This is a genomic window from Yersinia sp. 2540 StPb PI (assembly GCF_052217165.1).
GTDB classification, from domain to species: Bacteria; Pseudomonadota; Gammaproteobacteria; order Enterobacterales; family Enterobacteriaceae; genus Yersinia; species Yersinia enterocolitica_E.
On sequence record NZ_JAZGQC010000001.1, the window covers coordinates 3,840,292 to 3,861,686 of the forward strand.

Genomic DNA, 21,395 nt, shown 5'->3' on the forward strand with positions numbered 1-21,395 from the left:
AATTCAGATAGATATTGAATACAGCAAAAAAATCTTCTACTCGCGTCTTTTTAAATAAGAGAAACAGGGCAAAAATATGAAACGTAATCTTCTGGCAATCCTGGTACCGGCTTTATTAGTTGCCACTACGTCACATGCAGCAGAAATTTATAACAAGGACGGTAATAAACTTGATTTATACGGAAAAGTCAAAGCACTGCATTACTTTTCTGATAATAATAAAAGTGACGGCGATAAATCTTACGTGCGTTTTGGTTTTAAAGGTGCCACCCAAATTACTGACCAACTGTCCGGTTATGGCCAGTGGGAATATAACATTGCCGCTAACTACGCAGAAAGCCAGGAAACAAAAGACAATAAAACACGTTTAGCTTTTGCTGGTTTACGTTACGGCAAATTAGGTTCAATCGATTATGGCCGTAACTACGGTGTGTTATATGACGTGGCAGCCTGGACCGATATGTTGCCTGAGTTCGGTAACGACAGCTACACCAGAACCGATAACTTCATGACCGGTCGTACTACCGGTGTGGCTACTTATCGCAACACTGATTTCTTCGGTCTGGTTGATGGGCTGAAATTCTCGCTACAATACCAAGGCAAAAACGGCAGCGAAGCTGATAGCAATAACGGCCGCGCAGATGCCACCAAACAAAATGGCGACGGTTTCGGTTTGTCTTCCAGTTATGAAATTGGTGCTGGCGTGAGCGTGGCTGCTGCATATGCTTCTTCTAACCGAACTACGGCGCAGAAGAACGGCAACTTTGGTAAAGGCGATAAAGCTGATGCCTGGACAACGGGTCTGAAATATGATGACAACGGTGTTTATTTGGCCGCAACCTATGCTGAAACCCGTAATATGACCCCTATCTCAGGTACGGCAACCATTAATAATGTGTCAACTGGTGTAAGTGGTTTTGCTAATAAAACTCAAAACGTAGAATTAGTGGCACAATATTTATTTGATTTCGGTTTGAAACCATCGCTGGCGTATGTTCAATCTAAAGGGAAAGATATCGAAGGGATCGGTGATACTGATCTGGTTAAATATGTTGATATCGGTGCGTCTTATTACTTCAATAAAAACATGTCCACCTATGTTGATTATAAAATTAACCAGTTGAGTGATGATAATAAACTGAAACTGAATACTGACAACGTTGTTGCGGTCGGTTTGGTTTATCAGTTCTAAATTTTTCGCCTTAGTATGACCCTCATTAATTTACTGTTTGAATGCTTCATTGTGAATTTATTACCTGTTATTACGCCGGGATAACTCCCGGCTTTTTTTTGTTATTTATACCCTAATTAACTATTCACCTTGCTGAGTAGTCACGGCCAATAACCAGGTATCTCGCCGCGCTTCAGTTACCGCCCCTTTGCGCTTCGCCCCTTCCTTACTCGGCATAACAGTAAAGTCGGCTTGTTTGATCCACCGCTGATAGCGATTCTCGCCTAGCGCTTTATCTGCCTGAACCATCAGTGGTACCAACCGCACTCCCATGTGATCAAGACTGCGATAGGGCCACTTTGTCTGTTCATCAGAATAAGGAGCCATAAAATCAAGCGCTTTAATCAAACTACTGCCATTAGGTGTTTGATAACGCCACAAGTCGATTTGCACTTTATCCGCCAACTGTGCCATCAACGTCGCCGCCTGCAAACTGAAATAACTGTAATGAAAAGAACGGGTCCGTGCCAATTCCAGGGGTTGCGAGCCTTCCGCAGCGAGTTGAGTATCCAGTTTGGTTTTCAATAATTCAGCCATCTCGCGAACCCGTTGTGGTTGTTGCAAATACCAGGCAATTCCAGCCACCTGGACTGTGTACCAGCTACCGTGATTATTCTGCGCCGCCGCCTCTTTTTTACCTGCCGGGCTGTGCTGTAGCCAGTGTAAGTATTCCGTCATCCACTGTTGCATCTGCTTTTCATCTTGCGCCGTCCAACGTTTATTCTGCCGCAACATAATCAGTGAATCGACAATACGAGTGGCAAAGTAGCGCCCATCCAAAACACCGGTGCCACGTCCCGCAGCAATACCCGGCACGCCCTGAGCATAATCGAGGTTCGGGTTCATGCGCGTTTGCGGGTTGATAAACCAGGTTCGAATCATGCTAATCGCTTTATCAGCATATTTCTGCTGGCCAGAAAAATACCAGGCCAGCGTCAACGCCTGTACCTGAGCGGTAAAATCAGCCAGACGCACCCCGTCACTATCCGCATTTTTACTGGCCGGATTTATCTGCCCATCTTTGCGCATCCAAGGTAACCCATCACTTTTTTGGCTATCAGGCCACCAGTAGGCACTAAGACTGAGATAATCATGTTTCGAACCACTGGGCGGCACAATACTCTTGTCAGTGACACTTTGATCTGGCCGTTGCAGCGCTTTATCCGCCTGCTGTAATAACTGCTGGTAAGCCCGTATGGTCTCCTTTGGCGCCTGGTTTTGCGCAATACTCTGCTGGTTATGCTGCAATTCACTGGCAGACCAAAAAGCATAGTCACTGTTTAGCGAATTACTCTGCGCTGCATCGGCAAACGGGATTGCGAGCAAAATAAATAGCACCATCAACCCGGCGTATCTCCGCACCGGATTTAGTGTTCGAAAATCAAACCGGCGAGTGATTAGCAAAGCTGTTGATGTCATAAATAATTCGCCTTATCTGATAATTAACAATATAAGCATCGGATTTTATGCATCATGCCTGAAGCAACCTTAGCTTGCATGGGAAGCACTGAAACTATCAGTTGTTTATTAACTCATCAGTTATTATATTCAAGAATAACTCACTGTTTTTGCGTAAATTTCAGACGAAAAATTAAAACGTAAAAAAATGATAAAAACCTTTGCTAACGGCAGCTATTCTCATGTTTACTGATACCTCGATGTTTCACCGCTCCCTTTATTATTGAATAATTATGCTTAAGCAAAATAGCCGTAATCTGTGGTTGCTGGTTGGTTCACTTTTCACTTTATACTTCGTTTGGGGTTCGACTTACCTGGTCATACGTATCGGGGTAGAGAGCTGGCCCCCATTGATGATGGCTGGCTTACGTTACCTGATTGCGGGTGTACTGCTGTTCAGCTTTTTAGCCATTCGTGGTCACGCCCTGCCCACATTCCGCCAATGGCTGGGCGCCAGTGCGATAGGTATCTTATTATTGGCTATCGGTAATGGGCTGGTTACCATCGCCGAACATCAACATGTTCCCTCAGGGATTGCCGCCGTCATGGTGGCGACTGTTCCACTATTCACTTTGTGTTTCAGTATGTTATGGGGGATGCGTAACACAAAACTGGAATGGTCTGGGATTGCTCTCGGGTTGGTAGGTATCATCTTGCTCAATACTGGTAGCAACTTATTAGGTAATCCGGTGGGGGCAATGTTGATATTATTGGCCTCAGCCAGTTGGGCATTTGGCTCGGTCTGGGCTTCACGGCTGGCGCTCCCCAGTGGTGCCATGTCCGGTGCCGCACAGATGCTGGTTGCAGGTGTGGTGTTGTTGCTTGCCAGTACGCTAAGTGGTGAACAACTGGAACAAATGCCGACCATGGGTGGCATTCTCTCGTTACTTTACCTGATTGTTTTCGGCTCAATGCTCGCCATTAGCGCTTATATGTTCTTGCTAAAAAATGTGCGCCCGGCGGTCGCCACCAGTTATGCCTATGTGAACCCGGTTGTTGCGGTGTTGCTCGGTATTGGCTTTGCCGGTGAAAGTTTATCAACCACTGAATGGTGTGCATTAGCCGTGATTGTTTCTGCGGTAATATTGGTCACATTGGGGAAATTTCTGTTTAAGCCTCGTTAAGCTGCAACCGCCGGCGTGTTTATTTTATCCAGAATATAAATGCATCAACCATGTAACATGGTTGTTTCATTCAGTGAACAGATTATAATTCCCTCTGTTTCGATAAAAAGTGAAAAAATTATGCTAAGAAAAGCACTCATTATCCTGATTGCGATAATGGCACTGAGTTCATTAGGTGGCGTTTTTCTCGCCGGGTTGAACATCTATACCCGTTCAACCACCCCACATGAAACTGAAACGACCGAATCCTCCCCACTGTCTGATATTGGCCCTGCGGGCTTATCCAACAATGGTCAGGAATCACCGTAAGCGCCCATCCAATCGCGGCATCGTTGTTGCAAAAAAGTCTGTAAACCCCTGACCCGCTCTGATACCTGCGAGCGGTGGGGGCACAATAGATTTAAGGGTAAGACTTCGCCCTGCCAGCTTGGCAATACCTGAACCAAACGCCCTGACCGGATATCATCGACTACATCAATAGCAGCCTTATTGGCAATACCCAACCCCGCCAGTGCCCAACGTCGCGCTATCTCACCATCATCACTGACGTATTCACCGGACATCGTCACCTCTTGTTCTTCCCCCTGTCGCATTAACCGCCATTGGTTATAAAGTCGACCATTGCGCTGATATAACACCGAATGATGGTCGGCCAATTGAGCCGGTGTCTGCGGCACGCCGTAACGGGCAAGATAGGCAGGGCTGGCACATAACATACGCCGATGTTGAGTTAGAACGGGCAATGCCACCAAACTGGAATCGGTAGGCACCCCGAAACGCAAAGCAATATCTACCGGTTCGCGGAAAAGGTCGGCGTGGCGGTCGTTGAGTAACAAATGCAATTGAATATGCGGATGTTGTTGTTTGAAATCATTCAGCCAATCGACTAATAAGTTACGGCCAAAGTCTGAAGGGGCTGAAAGTTGTAATACTCCAGATAAGCCCGTCATTTTTTTCTGAATTGCCTGTTCTCCCTCAACTAATGCCCCTAACGCAATACGTGCACTATCAAGATAGCTGGCCCCTGCTTCTGTTAGGCGCAAACTGCGGGTTGAGCGGACCAACAAGCGCACACCCAATTGAGACTCCAGGCGTTTTACCGCAATACTGGCTGCTGCGGGTGTGATATTGAGCCGACGAGCAGCCTCAGACAAACTACCGCAATCAACCGTTCGAACAAAAACATCCAGATCACTAAATGAGATCATTAGTAAATTTCCTTTACAGGTGATTGTCTTTTTAGTCGATTGTTAGACAACTTTCAATAGATGACTATAGATGAAGAGTGAAACCCTTATTTAAATACAGGACTCATTATGGACATCACAACGTTATCTCAGCATCAATTCAGTTCTCCACTCAATCAACAAAAACTGGTTATTCTTGGAGGCAACAGTGGTATTGGCGCAGCCGTGGCTTATGCCGCCATCAGTCGAGGTGCCAAAGTCGTCTTGGTTTCGCGCCGTTCGGCAGGCTCACAATCTGTCGATCACGATAGTGCTATGTTGCGCTTATCTGCTGATATGACTGATGCAGAATCACTCAAGCGTCTGTTTGCACAGGTCGGAACCTTTGATCACTTGGTTATTACCGCCGGGCCTGCGGTGCAAGCACACGCTTTGGCAGACACCTCTTTAAGCGAAGCTCAGGAAAATTTTGATGTAAAACTGTGGGGAGCACTGCGGGCGATACAATCAGCGTTACCTTATCTGCACGAACAGGGTTCAATAACCCTGACGTCAGGTTTGTTGTCACGTAAGTTTGTCAGCGGCCAGTTCATCAAAACAGCTATTAATGCTGCATTGGAAGCAGTCGGTAAGCAGTTAGCCAAAGAACTGGCCCCACGACGGGTCAATGTGGTCAGCCCAGGCGTAACCGCGACTGAAGCTTATAATAGTATGAGTAATGAGCAGCGACAGGCTATGTTTACAAAAATGGCAGCCTCACTACCTGTCGGTCGAGTCGGCCAACCGGTTGATATTGCGGGTGCCTTTGTGTTATTGCTGGAAAACAGTTTTATGACCGGTAGCGTGATTGATGTTGAAGGTGGCGGCTTGTTGTAATTGATATCACTTAGTTTTTCTATTGAGCCATACACGGGGCAATGACTGCCTCGTGTACTGCACAGTAAAGTGCTTATCTCAGCGATTGCTTCAGCAGAAGATTGGCTTGTTTACTCACACCAATAACACTTCTTATCAAAGTGTTATTACTCCGGCTGAGAACGCTTTTTCTTGCATCCTTCTAATTACGTCATAAGCCGAAATTGGTAAAACACTAAATGATTTTATTAATAACCTATCTTTGGCAGACGCGGCTTCAGGAGAATTAACGGTAGCCGTAATAGCCTGGCGGATCTGGGTAAGCTGTAGTGCTGAAGTTGACAATGAAGTGATAAGTGGCAGGCCAGGAGCCGCATCGGTTTGCGCTATTATTTTTAATCCGGCAACGGCTGAGGGATTGGCTCGCTGTAATAGTGCAAAACTGACACAATCTATTGCGGCAATATCGGCCTGTCGCTGTTGGATCATCGAGATCGAATGGTAATGCCCGCCAGAGGCCAAACTGTGAGAAAAAAAATGCCCATTGATCGCCAATGGTGCAATTAAAGCACGTAGTGCATTGTATCCAGACTGAGAATCCATACTGTTATAGGCAACTATTCTATGGCGAAAATCTGCCAGTTGTTGGCCTTTTTCATCAGCACGGACCATAACCAAACTACGGTAATATTCCCCCGAACAGTAAGGTGATTGATAGCTAAATACCCCAATCAATTGCACCTGCTGTTGCAATAACGTCACCAGAGGAAAACCGCAGGTTTGGCTCAACAGCAAATTAGGATCACGCCAATGTTGCAGTAAATCAGTAGGCCAGATGAGTTGATCACTTATCCCTGTAGCACCATCTATCCCTATAACCCCATGACGGTGCAGTTGTTGCGATAATAACCGCCAAAAAGGCAGAACATCCTGCGGCTCGACACCATACATAGGAAGTGAAATTAGCATAGGCACCTGTTACTAATCAGAGCGCAAAACAGCCAAAACATTAATCGTGCCGGTCTATCGGAAGAGATTGTAATTCCCGCCAACGTGACAGCCGCCTGGCCCAACGAGCAAAAATCATATCCGTAATAATAGCCAATAGTGCGACCACAACCGCCCCCTGAATAACGTAAGCCGTATTAAAACCGCTAAGTCCGATAATGATCGGAGAACCCAAGGTTTTCGTCCCAACGGTTGACGCTATTGCGGCCGTACCTATATTGATAATGACCGAGGTTCGGATACCTGCAACGATAATAGGTGCTGCCAGTGGCAATTCAACCTGCCACAAAATCTGCCTGGCACTCATTCCCACCCCTTCTGCCACCTCATGAATGCCGCGGGAGACAGACTCGATACCGGTGATAGTTCCTTGTAAAATCGGCAATAAACCATAAAGCACCAAAGCGATAATGGCGGGTTTCTCACTAAATCCCATCACCGGTACGGCAATAGCCAGCACCGCTACCGGTGGAAAAGTCTGCCCCACAGCAACAACGGTTTCCACCACTGAACGAAACTCTTTCCCCATGGGACGTGTCACAGCAATACCCGCACTCACTCCTATCAAAACAGCGATAACACTGGAAACCAGCACCAATAAGACATGAGCAACCACTAGTGACCAGAATGTATCTTGCAGGTAGACAGGCCGATCGAGATCAGGAAATAACGCGGCAAAGAAACCGTGCAGAGAGGTCATACCAAAAACCAAACCGGTCAACAGCAGCAGCGCCCAGCACAGAGGGTCTTTTAGCCAACGCAGTACATCGGATACTACCCATTTAAACGCTTTCTTTGTTGGCTTATAAGTATGAGCCGTATCACGGGTATGAGCGGTATCAGGTTTCACACGCTCCCCTTATCTGCCACCAAATCAGCAAAATAAAGTACACCTAGTGATTGCCCATATTCATCGGCCACCGGCAGTTTATCGGTCTGACGAGAAACAAACAGGGAAAGCGCCTCGCGCAGGCTGGTAGTACCGAGAATCGGCGGCCCTCTCAACGTTTCACCGCGCCTGACCCGTTGTTCAGCCCACCCCAGTGATAACAGCTTAATTCCGAGATCACTACGACCAAAAAAATCACGAACAAAATCATTGGCGGGTTGAGTTAGCATTTCAAGAGGCGTTCCCTGCTGAATGACTCGGCCTTCATCCATCAGAACTATGCGATCAGCCAGACTCAACGCCTCATCAATATCATGAGTCACCAGCACGATAGTCCGACCCGATAATTGATGAATACGGGTAATTTCAAACTGGAGTGCCGAGCGCGTCACGGGGTCTAACGCCCCAAAGGGCTCATCCATCAATAAGACTTCAGGATCTGCTGCCAAGGCGCGAGCGACACCGACACGCTGTTGCTGCCCACCAGACAATTGATGAGGATAGCGGTGGAGAAATTGTTCTGGTTCAAGATGCAGTAGCTCAAGTAATTCGATGACGCGTTGGCGAATACGGTCCTGGGGCCATTTCAACAACTGTGGCACAGTGGCAATATTGCGCTCCACCGTCCAGTGTGGAAATAAACCTATCGATTGGATGGCATATCCCATCCGCCGCCGAATATCTTCAGGTTTATAGTTACGAATTTCTTCACCAGCAAAATGAATCTCCCCCTCATCATGTTCAATAAGGCGGTTAATCATTTTTAGTGTGGTCGATTTACCGGAGCCAGAGGTACCGATGAGTACAGTAAACTCACCCTTGGCTATCTGCAACGTCAGATTATCGACCGCTCGTTTACCGGCAAAATATTTACTTACCTGATGGAAATGAATCATCGACGTGAAGTATCCATAAAAATAACCATAAATTTAAACAGCGAATCAACCACAACCGCCATCACAATCACGGGGATAACGCCAAGCAGCACGAGATCCAATGCGCTGCTAAGCAAACCTTGGAACACAATCGCGCCTAACCCACCCGCACCAATCAATGCAGCCACTACAGCCAGCCCTACTGTTTGTACCGCGACAATGCGGATACCGGATAAGATAAGTGGCATCGCAATAGGTATTTGCACCTGAAAGAACAACTGGCTGCGAGTCATCCCCATACCTCGGGCCGACTCGACAACACTGTCAGGCACCGACTCTAGCCCTGCGACCACATTGCGCACTAATGGCAACAATGCATAAAGCACCAACGCGACAATAGCCGGGGCCAGACCGATACCGCTGACACCATGCTCTGCTAACCAGGGGAGAGCCGCAGCCAGCCCCGCTAAAGGCGCAATTAGCAGGCCAAATAAGGCAATAGATGGAATGGTTTGAATAATATTCAATGTCGAAAAAATGGTGCTTTGAAAATGACGAGAGCGAAAACAGAGTAAGCCGAGTGGGATCCCCAAAAGGATGGCGGGTATCAATGTTGCGAGTAAAATCTGAAGATGTTGCCATAGCGCATCATTAAATACGTCTTGCCGGTTAACGTACTCTTTCATTAACGATAGTTGATCCAACTGCCCCATCATGAGCAATATCACTACCGGCAGAAGCAGTAAGACATTAGCCACACTGCGCCACACAGGGTTAACAATGGCACGAGATAAGCTATCGACGGCAATCAATAGACTCATCCCACTCATCAGCCAGAACCCTCCACCTAATGAGGTACGTGCCAGACTCTCGCCACCTCCGGCAAGCTGTATGGCGGTCGTGCCAGCCAATAACAACAAACCCAAAAGCAGCAACTCGGCAAATAATACTGTTAGCCAATACAGCACGATATTTTGTCTTAAGAACGCAAAAATAAGCAGGATCAGAATAGGAATTAGCACCACCCCATTTGATCCACTTATCAGCGATAACAACGAGATCCCTTGCCCGGAAATCAATCGGTTAGGTGCATGGCTCACAAAAGACAGCCCAGCACCTGATAAAACCAATAAAATAGCCAGTACTAGCAGGACCCGGTTTTTGACAGCCATAAAAATCCATCTCCATGACAGGTAACCTTTGTTGTAATAACGAGTGACCTGTTTCTTTGATAGCGCTATAAATCAGGTGCCTACAGCGCCATCTCTGACACCCACCACTATCCTTTAACAAACCCTTTTTCTTTCAGATAATTAGCTGCCACTTTTTTCGCATCCTGACCTTCAACCGCAATACGGGCATTCAGTTTTTGTAGCGTCGGCCCATCAAGGGTAGCAAATACAGGATTGAGTAAAGCAGGTATCGTTGGATGTGCTTTCAGTGTGGCCTCACGAATGATCGGCGTCGGCGCATAAATAGGTTGCACACCCTTAGTGTCTTCGAGTGTTTGTAAGCCTAAAGCAGCAACCGGGCCATCAGTGCCATACGCCATGGCAGCATTAACACCAGAGGTCTGTTCTGCCGCAGCTTTAATCGTCACCGCAGTGTCACCACCGGCTAATGATAACAATTGGTCTTGATTCAATTTAAAACCGTAAGCTTGCTGGAAAGCAGGCAAGGCATCTGGCCGTTCAATAAACTCGGCGGAGGCCGCTAATTTGAATTTACCACCAGCATTAATCCATTTGCCCAAATCCTCCAGCGTTTTCAAGTTATTCGCTTGGGCTAAATCCTGGCGTACTGCAATGGTCCATGTATTGTTCGCTGGAGCAGGTGAGAGCCACACCAGTTTGTTCTTCTCGTAATCTAACGCTTTGACTTTTTCATAGCCTGCTTTCGCATTTTTCCAAGCGGGATCTTTTTCATCCGAGAAGAAAAAAGCCCCATTACCGGTATATTCAGGGTAAATATCAATCTCACCCGCAGTGATAGCACCACGCACTACTTTGGTGGTGCCCAACTGTGATTTATTGGTGGTTTTTATCCCGTTAGCATCCAGTACCTGCACAATAATATTGCCCAGCAATGAGCCTTCAGTATCAATTTTTGAGCCAACTCGGACAGTATCTGCGGCCTGTGATATACCGGTTGATGCCGTTAGCACCATTGCCGCCAATGCAAAAATCCGTCCACGGGTTAGGGTCATTGCCATGCTTACCTCTCATGTGCTCAAGGGTGAGTTAACGTTCATTCTTACATACTTGTAGTAGCTGAATGTTTACAGGGTGTGCGGCCAGGACATCTTTAACAGATGAGTAACCATATTAGATTTAGTCCAAAACAAACCAAATAACCAATTGATATTAAATATATTATTAGCGTTACATTAGGCTTATAGGTTTGTATCTATAATACGTAACAGTTTGATAGCTAAGTATTTAAGCTGTGTTGTAACAACAAAATTTTCAGTTAAGATTACATGAAATACTGTATATAACAACAGCAATTTTCAAATAACAGAAGAGATCGCTAAGAATTTTTTCGCCTGAATCCATAGCCGTCCTAACCTCAGCGGGCTGATTTAGGTTGATTCAGAATGCTGGCTACTACTTTTAATCACACCATACCGCTCTTCTGCCGCAACAGTTTTATTCTCGCAATCGTAAAATGGGTGTACTTCTATTTCCAACGCAGTAAAAGCAAATGCGTCAAACCATTGAGTATAGCCGTTCACGACAAATTGCCCGCTGCGCTGCTGATATTGAACGCGGTTTTCCAGATAAATCTGGCGTAGCCCGTACCAAGGTAAGGCTGGTAAATCATGATGCACCAGGTGGTAATTGAGGTTTAGAAATAGCAGACGCCATGGCCATGCAGCTTCATTCAGGGCTGAGCGCGCCGAACTCTCTGGCGCTGCACGATGTTCAAAAAAAGATCTTACTTTAGTCAGACTAAGTGCCGGATAGCTAATCGCCAGTAGGTAGAAAACGGCAGAAATACCATAGCCTGCCATCCAGTGAAGTAACCCGTAAAGTAGCCCTAAATGAATCAGCCACATGAATATGGCCGAGCGATCGCCGGAAATAAAAGCCCGGGCTGCGCTGCGAAGGGTATTAATGATGTCCAGTGATGGCCCGATGGCTAGCCGCCCCACAAAGGTGTTACTCGCACGTATAATACATTTGAGTAATATGTGGAAGTATTGCCATTGTGTTGCCGTGTAGTAATAGCACTCTGGATCTTTTTCTGGGTGCGTCAAATCCTCATCGCGGTGATGTTGAATATGAGAATCACGATAAAGGCCATAGGGGTACCATACCGCCAGTGGCAAAGTTCCAAATAGCTGATTTACCCACCGCCAACGGGTTGGATGGCCGTGAATCAACTCATGTTGCAAAGACATATACCACGCACTCAACAAGATCAGCAGAACACTTCCCATCACTGGCCCTAATTGCTGCCAATGAATAACACCAACAAACCACCCAGTGTAAATGGCACCGATCAATATCCAAGTGGGGATCTCCAGACGCCATAGCCAAGAACGGGACAACTGCTTTACCCTTGCCCGTTGCTGCTCATTAAGATAATGAGCAGCAGTTGTCGCGTGATTATTACGTTTAGTGTCAGCAGTGGGCATATTTAAAACTCATACATGGCCTAATTCGGGCCAGTATCAGCTAAATGAGGCTCACCACTAACTAACTTAAGGTGCTATGTAAATCTGAGAATTAGATAACCTCTCTTCGCATTGACATTGTAGAAATTAAAAATGTTAGCTGTAGCAGAATAGTCAATCTGTTAAGACATTTACCCAGCATCGTTCCTCGGCAGAAACGGCAATAGCATCCAATACTTTCGATACTTTCCAACCTTCTTCAAAATCCGGCCACATACGGTCATCGGCAGCAATGCCGTTAATCAAATCGCGGATCTCAACCGTTTTTTGATCGTTAAATCCAATACCATGTCCTGCACTGACACAAAAAGCCGCATAGTCTGGATGCTGTGGCCCTGTAAGTAATGTTTTAAACCCTTGTCTGGCCTGTGGATCATCATGGCAATAGAGCTGTAATTCCGCCATGCGTTCTTGAGAATAACTGATCGCACCTTTAGTGCCGGTGATTACATATGTCAGCCCCATTTTACGGCCACAAGCAATCCGTGAAGTTTCTATGGTCCCCATAGCACCATTGCTAAAATGTACCAATGCGCTGGCTTGATCTTCATTCTCCACAGCAAGAAGCGATGAGGGATCTTTCGGGTCAGGGCGCCGTCTGATGATAGTTTGCATATCGCCACAGACACGGGTGATATCGCCGACCAGATAATGAGCCATATTAACAATGTGTGCGGCTAAATCCCCCAAGGCCCCCAGACCTGCCTGCGCCTTGGTACAATGCCAGTCCAAAGGTGTGAGTGGATCAGCCAGATAATCTTCATTATGAGTACCATAAAAATGCACGACCTCACCAATCTCACCGTTTGCAATAATTTCTCGCGCTAACTGACTCGTTGGATTTTTCATATAGTTGAAGCCTACCAACGTTTTTACCCCTTTTGCGCGTGCAGCATCGACCATTTCTTTAGCATCGGCAGCACTCAGCGCCAGTGGTTTTTCTGAATAAACATGTTTGCCGTGGCTAATTGCTGCTAGAGCCATCTCCTTATGCAAGAAATTTGGTGCACAAATATCCACCACATCAATATCAGGATCGGCAACCAGTTCGCGCCAATGGGAGGTAGATCGGGAAAAACCAAATTCTACCGCACGTTTTTGAGCCAATTCAGGAGTCACTTCTGCCAACATCTCTAATACTGGCTGGCCCTTGAGTGGAAAAACAGTCGCAACCTGCGCGTAAGCAATGGCATGGCAACGGCCGATATAACCAGTACCAATAAGGCCAATTCGAACTTTTTTCATTTTATTCCCCTTACCTGTTTATAAATTAAAGCCCCGATAAGGTAGCTTTACTTGCCACTGGTTATACGAAATTAAAATTTCACCATCAAGCCAATATGAAATTAAAGTTATTTTTTGCGAGGCGCTACGAAGAAAAGAGTCAAGCTAATGAAAGCTTACATAATCAGGATGCTTCTATCAGTACGCAGTTCACAGATTGAATTACAAATTCAATTAATTGATTATATATTTTCATTATGTAATTCATTGAATAATAAATTTCAATAAATGCGAAGCGTTACGCATCATGAGTCAGTCGGGGTTTCAATAGCGTAATTTCGTTATATAGTGGGCATCAAGATGAAGCGATAAATCCCATCGCTCCTTTATAATGTTGACAGGTAACTTGCTATGAACTCACCTTTTCTGGTTACAGCACAATGGCTGGCAGAACATGCTAATGATGCCGATATCGTTATTCTGGATGCCAGAATGTCACCGCCGGGATTGATACCTAAAAGAGACATTCAGGCTGAGTTCGAGCAAGGGCATATCCCGGGAGCCGTTTACTTTGATATTGATGAAATTGCAGACCACAGTACTGAATTGCCACATATGCTGCCATCGCCACAGGAATTCAGTGAGAGGGTTGGTCAATTAGGGGTAAGTGAGCAACATACTTTAGTGATTTATGACGACGGTAACCTGTTTTCCGCACCACGCGTTTGGTGGACGTTCCGTACTTTTGGTGCCAAAAATGTGCGTATATTGGCCGGTGGTATCAACGGATGGCGGCAAGCGGGCTATGCATTAGAAAGCGGCCAGGCAAAACCAACCCCGCAAGTGTTCAATGTGGCTTTCAATAGTGCTGCGGTCAAAAACGTTGATGAGGTTGTCGCCGTGCTGGGAAATAGTGACGTACAAATTATAGATGCCCGGCCAGCCAACAGATTTAAAGCCCAAGAGCCTGAGCCTCGGCCTGGTCTGCGCCTTGGCCGTATCCCCGGCAGTATTAATGTCCCGTGGGGGAGCATGGTAGAAAATGGTAATTTGAAATCGCCACAAGCACTGGCAAGTATTTTTGCCGCTCAAGGCGTGGATTTAACCAAGCCCATTATTACCAGCTGTGGTTCTGGCGTAACAGCCGCAGTGGTGGCTCTGGGGCTGGCGGCATTAAACGCACCATCAGTATCACTCTATGATGGTTCTTGGGCGCAATGGGGGGCATTCGATTCACTGCCCATCGAGGATACTCGCCTCCCATAAGAGCCTGTCAGATAGCAACCAGGCCACGGACACCGTCTAACTCCATATCAGTGCCGTGGCCACGCTGGATAATTTTGCCACGGGACATCACTAAATAGTTATCCGCCAGCTCTGCGGCAAAATCATAAAACTGCTCAACCAACAAGATAGCCATATCCCCTTGAGCAGCCAGTTTTTTGATAACTATACCTATCTCTTTGATAACCGAAGGTTGAATTCCCTCAGTTGGCTCATCCAAAATGAGCAAACGAGGCTGGCAAGCTAATGCGCGCCCAATCGCTAACTGCTGCTGCTGCCCACCAGATAAATCCCCACCACGGCGATGTTTCATTTCTTGTAACACTGGGAATAACTGATAAATACTTTCAGGTACTACCTTGCTCTGGGCGCCGGGAAAACGAGAAAGCCCCAATAGAATGTTCTCTTCAACCGTTAATCTGGGGAAAATTTCTCTACCTTGTGGCACATAAGCAATGCCTCCTTTCACCCGTTGGTGTGGTGACTGATGGCTAATATTTTTACCTTCCCATGTAATGCTACCGTTTTTGACCGGCACCAGTCCCATCAAGCATTTGAGTAACGTCGTTTTACCAACGCCATTACGGCCCAATAAGCATGTAACCTCACCTATCGCAGCCTCGAATGACAAGCCACGCAAGATATGGCTGCCACCGTAATATTGATCAAGTTCATTCACTTGCAGCATATATTGCCCTTAAATATCCAGTTAACTGTTAGTCACCAAAACCCGATCACGTGATATGGCAGGAGAAACAACACCGATCAGCCGCTATGAATCAAGGCGCAATCCCCCGAAGTTTGGTCAACCCAAATGAGGGGGGAAGCAACACAGAGTCAGAGCGGCTCAGCGCCCCAAATATACCTCGATCACTTGCTCGTTAGCCTGCACCTCTGCCAATGACCCCTCGGCCAACACCTGGCCCTGATGCAACACCGTGACATGATCAGCAATGGACTCGACGAACCCCATATCGTGCTCCACGACCATCAGTGAATGCTTCCCGGCTAATTGATTAAACAACTCGGCGGTATAGGCGGTCTCGGCATCGGTCATCCCAGCGGCTGGCTCATCCAACAGTAGCAAATGCGGGTCTTGCACCAATAACATCCCAATTTCAAGAAACTGCTTTTGACCATGAGATAACAAGCCTGCCTGCCGCTGTCGCATCTCACTAAGGCGCAACATAGTAAGCGTTTCATCAATTTGATCCCGCTGCTCACTGTTCAACTTGGCGCGCAGACTGGCCCAGACCGTTTTGGTGCTTTTTTGTGCCAATTCAAGATTTTCAAACACACTCAGCGCTTCAAATACCGTCGGTTTCTGGAATTTCCGGCCAATCCCTGCTTGAGCAATCTCTATCGTATTCATCATTGAGAGATCATGGTGTTGGTCATAGGTCATCTTACCGGTCTGGGGACGTGTTTTACCGGTTATCACATCCATCAGCGTGGTTTTACCCGCACCATTCGGGCCAATAATGCAACGCAGCTCGCCAACACCTATTTGCAATGAGAGATCACGCAAAGCATGAAAGCCATCAAAGCTAACATTAATATTTTCGAGGGTTAACACCGGATCCCGTTGCTGGCGATGCTTGTCGGCCGCATGCTCTAACGCACCGGGTTCCTGAACAATTATCTCGGGATAAATCAGTTGTTCCGTAATTTGAAACCGGCTCATTTGTCTTTCCCCCGCCGCAGTAACCCGATAACACCCTTAGGTAAGAACAACGTAACCAAAATAAATATCAATCCGAGGAAGAACTGCCAATATTCTGGCATTGCCATGGTGAACCAGCTTTTTGCGCCATTGACAATGCCAGCCCCTAATACCGGGCCAATTAATGTCCCGCGCCCACCAAGCGCTACCCAGATAGCAGCTTCAATAGAGTTGGTTGGTGACATTTCACTTGGATTGATAATGCCAACCTGAGGTACATACAACGCTCCCGCCAGAGCACAGAGTACGGCTGATAATGTCCAGACAAACAGCTTGAAACCTTTCGGATCATAGCCACAAAATGTCAGGCGATTTTCAGCATCACGCACGGCGGTCAACACTCGCCCAAACTTGGTGCGGGCCAATGCAAATCCCAGTACCAAACTGGCGATTAACAAAGCGAGTGTGGCCAGAAACAGGGCAATACGGGTAGAGGTTGCCGATACCGGGAAGCCCAGCATAGTGGTAAATCCGGTGAAACCGTTATTACCGCCAAAGCCCGTTTCGTTACGGAAAAACAGTAACATCCCCGCGTAAGTCAGCGCCTGCGTCATGATAGAGAAATAGACGCCCTTTATTTTGGAACGAAAGGCGAAATATCCAAAAATAAAAGCCAGTAAACCGGGAACCAAGACGATCAAGCACAATGCCCAAATAAAATATTGGCTACCACTCCAAAACCACGGCAACTCAGACCAGGATAGAAAAGACATGAATGCAGGCAGGCCATCACCAGCCGCCTGACGCATCAGATACATGCCCATGGCATAACCACCAAGTGCGAAAAATAGGCCATGGCCAAGAGACAGTAAACCGGCATATCCCCATACCAGATCAAGTGCGATAGCCACTACTGCATAGCATAGAATCTTACCGATAAGCGTTAAGGTATAGGTTGATATTGCGAGAGGATTATCCGCCGGCAGCAGTGCTAAAAAAGGCAAAATAATCAGTGCAGTAACAACTACAGCCCCCAATGATAAGCTGATAACAGGTGCTTTTTGCGTCAAGGTTATAGCTAAAGGTTGATTCATTAATCACTCACCCTGCCCTTGAGGGCAAACAGACCCTGCGGCCGTTTTTGAATAAATAATATGATTAGCACTAAAATCAAAATCTTACCTAATACTGCGCCAATCTGCGGTTCCAAAATTTTATTCAGCATGCCTAACCCCAGTGCTGCAACAACACTACCAGCCAGTTGTCCGACACCACCAAGCACCACAACCAAGAAGGAATCGATGATGTAGCCCTGCCCTAATTCCGGGCCAACATTTCCCAGTTGTGACAGGGCAACCCCGCCTAATCCGGCAATACCCGAACCCAGACCAAAAGCCAGCATATCAACCCTGCCGGTTGCCACCCCACAGCAAGCAGCCATGGCTCGATTCTGCGTCACTGCCCGTACCTGTAGACCGAGACGGGTTTTATTTAGCAACAGCCAGGTGAGTAACAGAACAATGATCACAAAGGCGATAACGGCGATACGATTCCATGGCAAAACCAGATTTGGCAAAATCTGTACCCCGCCAGATAGCCACGCAGGATTAGCGACTTCCAAGTTTTGCGCGCCAAAAATCATACGCACGCTCTGAATCAGCATTAGACTAATTCCCCAGGTTGCCAACAGCGTTTCCAGCGGGCGGCCATAAAGATGCCGAATTACCGTTCGTTCCAAAGCCATGCCGATTCCAGCCGTAATAAAGAACGCGACCGGCAAGGCGACCAAAGGATAGAGGGCTAGCCAATGCGGAGCTAACTGCTGAAACAGAGATTGCACCAAGTAAGCTGAATAGGCTCCCAACATCAGCATTTCACCATGGGCCATATTGATAACACCCAATAGGCCGTAAGTGATGGCTAACCCAAGAGCTGCTAGCAACAAGATAGAGCCTAGTGATAACCCGCTGAATACTTGCCCAATAATATCCCCGACCATCAACCGATTTTGTACCTGTTTCAAACTACTGGCTGCCGCGGCACGCACTTGTGCATCAGGCTCGGTTTTAGCATCGGTTAAGCTTTGCAAACGAGATTGGGTTTGTGGCGAACCTGATTTTCCGAGCAATTGCACGGCATTCAGGCGCACCAAAGGGTTACTATCGGTCAGTTGTAAATTAGCCAAAGCAATACTTAGCGCCTCTTTGACTTTACTGTCTGTTTCCAATTTAAGACGCTGATTAAGTAACGGTAATTGATCACTTTGCGCTTGCTGCTGTAACTCTAGTGCCGCTTGCCAGCGCACTGATTCATCTTCACTTGCCAGCCGTTGAGCCGTCAGTGCATTAGCAATAAGAATACGTAAGCGGTTATTGAGCCAGATTTTCTTTGGTGTACCGACAGGTTGTAACTGCCCTTCCAGCGGGGTGAAACTCAGATTATGCTGGATGAATGCCTGCCCTGTGCTATCGACCACCAACGTTTCTTGTTTCAGTGCCTGCAATAAGGGTAATCGGCTAGCATCCGGTTCGGTCGCCCATTGCTGCAACATAGCGGCTTGCTGTGAACGATTAGCCACAGCAAAATCATGGGCTGGCCCTGCTGTTGCCAAGGCTGAAAAGCTCAGTAACAGGCCTATCAGCGGCCTGAGCAAAAGATTGACTGCTCTACTCCAAACAGGAATTAACAATTTCATAGGCCCGCTCATCACTGATATATGGCAAAAAAGATCCAGAGCCAGCAAAATCTGGCCCTGGAGTGTCATCGCTACTGCGTGCTTTTCACTGGATGATCCGGTTTCTTGTCATTTCCGGCGATGAACGGGCTCCATGGCTGAGCACGAATTGGCGCATCGGTTTGCCATACCACGTTGAATTGTCCGTTAGCCTCAATTTCGCCAATCATCACCGGTTTGTGCAGATGGTGATTAGTCTTATCCATTGTCAGCGTAAATCCTGATGGTGCTGGATAGGTTTGTCCGGCCATCGCAGCACGAACCTTATCCACATCGGTTGATTTGGCTTTTTCTACTGCCTGGGCCCACATGTGCATACCTACCCAGGTAGCTTCCATCGGATCATTGGTGACAGCAGTATCTGCATTTGGCAACTTATGCGCTTTGGCATAGGCTTTCCATTGTTCAACAAACGTCTTGTTCGTCGGATTATCCACCGATTGGAAGTAGTTCCAGGCAGCCAGATTGCCCACCAGTGGTTTGGTATCAATGCCACGTAGTTCCTCTTCACCCACAGAGAACGCAATGACAGGCACATCAGTCGCTTTGATACCTTGGTTGGCTAACTCTTTGTAGAAGGGAACATTTGAATCGCCGTTGATGGTGGAAATAACGGCGGTTTTGCCATCGGCAGAGAATTTCTTAATATTACCCACAATAGTTTGGTAATCGCTGTAACCAAACGGGGTATAAATCTCCTCGATATCTTTATCCTGAATACCTTTGGTATGCAGGAAAGCACGTAGGATTTTGTTGGTAGTGCGCGGGTAGACATAATCCGTCCCTAACAAAATAAAGCGTTTTGCACCGCCCCCATCTTCACTTAATAAGTATTCCACAGCGGGGATAGCCTGTTGGTTTGGTGCCGCACCGGTATAGAAGACGTTGGGCGACATCTCCTCCCCCTCATACTGTACCGGATAGAACAGTAGACCATTTAACTCTTCAAATACCGGTAAGACAGACTTACGTGAAACCGACGTCCAGGCACCAAATACGACGGCGACTTTATCTTGTGTTAATAATTGCCGCGCTTTCTCGGCAAAGAGTGGCCAGTTAGAGGCCGGGTCGACAATAACCGGCTCCAGTTGTTTACCCAATACACCACCATGAGCATTGATATCATCAATACTCATCAAAGCCATATCTTTCAATGGTGTTTCAGAGATAGCCATCGTGCCGGACAACGAGTGCAAAATACCCACTTTGATGGTGTCGGCAGCCAGCGTGCCAAAAGCCACACCCATACTGATAACCGAAGCTGAAAGAGCAAAAACCTTAATCAAGTTACGATGTTGCATAGCGTTAACCTCTGGTCGTTGAGTAAAACACACAAGATCGGATTACTCTGCGCAATCGCCATGCCAGTTTTATATCTTAATAATTTAATTGAAGATTATAGATAACGTTGCCAAATAACCGGATAAACGGCCTAATTGTCTGCACCAATAATGCGCAACGCACGGGCACAGATAGTGCAACAATGAGAGGAAGTATGTGAGCAGGTAATTAAAAAACAGAGTGGTGTTAATTCAGAGAGTGGTGAGAAGAGTGCCGCTTAATTTTAACGAAAAACAGGAGTGCCAAATTGCCACTCCTGTTTTGTTATTAATAATCTATATCAGATAGTTATATCGATATGATCAATTTTACTTTTTAGGACCACGTATACGTAGCGTCAAACCTTTCAGGAAATAACGCAAAGCCTGATCACCACATGGGCGGAAGTTTTTGCTGCCCTCTTTGCGGAACAGTGCATTTAGCTCAGGTTTGGATACTGGGAATTCAACCGCATTAAAGACATCGTGCATATCAGTATCTTTCAACTCAAATGCCACACGTAGTTTTTTCAATACAATATTGTTGGTAATGACTGGCTCTACCGCTGGGGCCGGGAACTTGTCATCTTTACCACGTCTAAAGAAGATCAAACCATTAAGGAAATGTGCCATTACCAGATCAGGGCAATCTTGATAACCGGCCTCATCTTCTTTTTTAAGAAAATTAACGACATCCGCATTGTTCACTTCAAAATCAGCCAGCTTAATGATTTCTGCTATCTTGATATCGTTTACGTTAAGCATGTAGCGAACACTACGGAGCACATCGTTGTTCATCATATTACTGCCCTATTCCTATTATTTAGAGTAGACGTGGGCGAATATCGCAAGAAAAACAAAAGGC

20 protein-coding genes are annotated in these 21,395 nt (G+C 46.6%); 5 read left to right on the forward strand and 15 right to left on the reverse strand.

Going from position 1 to position 21,395, the window contains the following annotated elements; all coding sequences use genetic code 11:
- Nucleotides 1-76 precede the first annotated feature (76 nt).
- Nucleotides 77-1,192: a porin OmpF2 gene (ompF2, locus tag V1956_RS17855; protein ID WP_372558412.1), complete on the forward strand. Its 1,116-nt coding sequence runs from the start codon at nucleotides 77-79 to the stop codon at nucleotides 1,190-1,192.
- A gap of 120 nt (nucleotides 1,193-1,312) precedes the next feature.
- Here ompF2 and V1956_RS17860 read toward each other — a convergent pair whose 3' ends face one another.
- A complete protein-coding gene (locus V1956_RS17860; protein WP_420074808.1) occupies nucleotides 1,313-2,650 on the reverse strand; it encodes an alginate lyase family protein in 1,338 nt (445 codons plus the stop codon).
- 272 nt (nucleotides 2,651-2,922) lie between these two features.
- On the opposite strand from V1956_RS17860, the gene yedA reads away from it, so the two are divergent.
- Together yedA and V1956_RS17870 are read left to right on the forward strand one after the other, a co-directional pair.
- Entirely contained in the window at nucleotides 2,923-3,813 is an 891-nt protein-coding gene (gene yedA, locus V1956_RS17865; protein WP_083159458.1) for a drug/metabolite exporter YedA, read from the forward strand.
- 120 nt (nucleotides 3,814-3,933) lie between these two features.
- Nucleotides 3,934-4,122: a hypothetical protein gene (locus V1956_RS17870; RefSeq protein WP_032815427.1), complete on the forward strand. Its 189-nt coding sequence runs from the start codon at nucleotides 3,934-3,936 to the stop codon at nucleotides 4,120-4,122.
- Here the strand turns inward: V1956_RS17870 and V1956_RS17875 are convergent.
- Entirely contained in the window at nucleotides 4,107-5,021 is a 915-nt protein-coding gene (locus V1956_RS17875) for a LysR family transcriptional regulator (RefSeq protein ID WP_372558410.1), read from the reverse strand. The genes V1956_RS17870 and V1956_RS17875 overlap by 16 nt on opposite strands.
- 108 nt (nucleotides 5,022-5,129) lie before the next feature.
- On the opposite strand from V1956_RS17875, the gene V1956_RS17880 reads away from it, so the two are divergent.
- Nucleotides 5,130-5,876 carry an SDR family oxidoreductase gene (locus V1956_RS17880; protein ID WP_420074809.1) on the forward strand — a complete coding sequence of 249 codons (747 nt, stop codon included), beginning with the start codon at nucleotides 5,130-5,132 and terminating at the stop codon, nucleotides 5,874-5,876.
- Between the two features lie 135 nt (nucleotides 5,877-6,011).
- Here V1956_RS17880 and V1956_RS17885 read toward each other — a convergent pair whose 3' ends face one another.
- The 7 genes from V1956_RS17885 to V1956_RS17915 all read right to left on the reverse strand — a co-directional run bounded on the left by V1956_RS17885 (nucleotide 6,012) and on the right by V1956_RS17915 (nucleotide 13,551).
- The gene (locus V1956_RS17885; protein WP_442825829.1) at nucleotides 6,012-6,806 is read right to left on the reverse strand and encodes a phosphate/phosphite/phosphonate ABC transporter substrate-binding protein; all 795 of its coding nucleotides are present in this window, start codon (nucleotides 6,804-6,806) and stop codon (nucleotides 6,012-6,014) included.
- A 58-nt stretch (nucleotides 6,807-6,864) separates the two neighbouring features.
- A complete protein-coding gene (locus V1956_RS17890) occupies nucleotides 6,865-7,563 on the reverse strand; it encodes an ABC transporter permease (RefSeq protein WP_372559849.1) in 699 nt (232 codons plus the stop codon).
- A gap of 146 nt (nucleotides 7,564-7,709) precedes the next feature.
- The gene (locus V1956_RS17895; protein WP_442825438.1) at nucleotides 7,710-8,648 is read right to left on the reverse strand and encodes an ABC transporter ATP-binding protein; all 939 of its coding nucleotides are present in this window, start codon (nucleotides 8,646-8,648) and stop codon (nucleotides 7,710-7,712) included.
- A complete protein-coding gene (locus V1956_RS17900) occupies nucleotides 8,645-9,799 on the reverse strand; it encodes an ABC transporter permease (protein WP_420074811.1) in 1,155 nt (384 codons plus the stop codon). The genes V1956_RS17895 and V1956_RS17900 overlap by 4 nt, the downstream gene beginning before the upstream one ends.
- Before the next feature lie 107 nt (nucleotides 9,800-9,906).
- The gene (gene osmF / locus V1956_RS17905) at nucleotides 9,907-10,839 is read right to left on the reverse strand and encodes a glycine betaine ABC transporter substrate-binding protein OsmF (RefSeq protein WP_083159470.1); all 933 of its coding nucleotides are present in this window, start codon (nucleotides 10,837-10,839) and stop codon (nucleotides 9,907-9,909) included.
- Nucleotides 10,840-11,208: 369 nt separating this feature from the next.
- Nucleotides 11,209-12,267, reverse strand: a complete 1,059-nt coding sequence (locus V1956_RS17910; RefSeq protein ID WP_372558406.1) for a fatty acid desaturase — start codon at nucleotides 12,265-12,267, stop codon at nucleotides 11,209-11,211.
- Between the two features lie 153 nt (nucleotides 12,268-12,420).
- Nucleotides 12,421-13,551: a Gfo/Idh/MocA family protein gene (locus V1956_RS17915; protein WP_372558405.1), complete on the reverse strand. Its 1,131-nt coding sequence runs from the start codon at nucleotides 13,549-13,551 to the stop codon at nucleotides 12,421-12,423.
- Between the two features lie 390 nt (nucleotides 13,552-13,941).
- Between V1956_RS17915 and sseA the strand changes: the two genes are divergently transcribed.
- The gene (gene sseA / locus V1956_RS17920) at nucleotides 13,942-14,796 is read left to right on the forward strand and encodes a 3-mercaptopyruvate sulfurtransferase (RefSeq protein ID WP_420075306.1); all 855 of its coding nucleotides are present in this window, start codon (nucleotides 13,942-13,944) and stop codon (nucleotides 14,794-14,796) included.
- A 7-nt stretch (nucleotides 14,797-14,803) separates the two neighbouring features.
- Here the strand turns inward: sseA and urtE are convergent, their stop codons facing one another.
- The 6 genes from urtE to V1956_RS17950 all read right to left on the reverse strand — a co-directional run bounded on the left by urtE (nucleotide 14,804) and on the right by V1956_RS17950 (nucleotide 21,331).
- Nucleotides 14,804-15,502 (reverse strand): urea ABC transporter ATP-binding subunit UrtE, encoded by a 699-nt coding sequence (urtE, locus tag V1956_RS17925; RefSeq protein WP_420075307.1) that lies wholly within the window; start codon nucleotides 15,500-15,502, stop codon nucleotides 14,804-14,806.
- 159 nt (nucleotides 15,503-15,661) lie between these two features.
- Nucleotides 15,662-16,498 carry an urea ABC transporter ATP-binding protein UrtD gene (gene urtD, locus V1956_RS17930; protein WP_372558402.1) on the reverse strand — a complete coding sequence of 279 codons (837 nt, stop codon included), beginning with the start codon at nucleotides 16,496-16,498 and terminating at the stop codon, nucleotides 15,662-15,664.
- Nucleotides 16,495-17,571 carry an urea ABC transporter permease subunit UrtC gene (gene urtC, locus V1956_RS17935; RefSeq protein WP_420075308.1) on the reverse strand — a complete coding sequence of 359 codons (1,077 nt, stop codon included), beginning with the start codon at nucleotides 17,569-17,571 and terminating at the stop codon, nucleotides 16,495-16,497. The genes urtD and urtC overlap by 4 nt, the downstream gene beginning before the upstream one ends.
- Complete coding sequence (gene urtB, locus V1956_RS17940) at nucleotides 17,571-19,172, reverse strand: urea ABC transporter permease subunit UrtB (protein WP_420075309.1); 1,602 nt, start codon at nucleotides 19,170-19,172, stop codon at nucleotides 17,571-17,573. The genes urtC and urtB overlap by 1 nt, the downstream gene beginning before the upstream one ends.
- Before the next feature lie 71 nt (nucleotides 19,173-19,243).
- Nucleotides 19,244-20,512: an urea ABC transporter substrate-binding protein gene (gene urtA / locus V1956_RS17945; RefSeq protein WP_083159486.1), complete on the reverse strand. Its 1,269-nt coding sequence runs from the start codon at nucleotides 20,510-20,512 to the stop codon at nucleotides 19,244-19,246.
- 348 nt (nucleotides 20,513-20,860) lie between these two features.
- The gene (locus tag V1956_RS17950) at nucleotides 20,861-21,331 is read right to left on the reverse strand and encodes a DUF1456 family protein (protein ID WP_083159488.1); all 471 of its coding nucleotides are present in this window, start codon (nucleotides 21,329-21,331) and stop codon (nucleotides 20,861-20,863) included.
- Nucleotides 21,332-21,395: the final 64 nt, after the last annotated feature.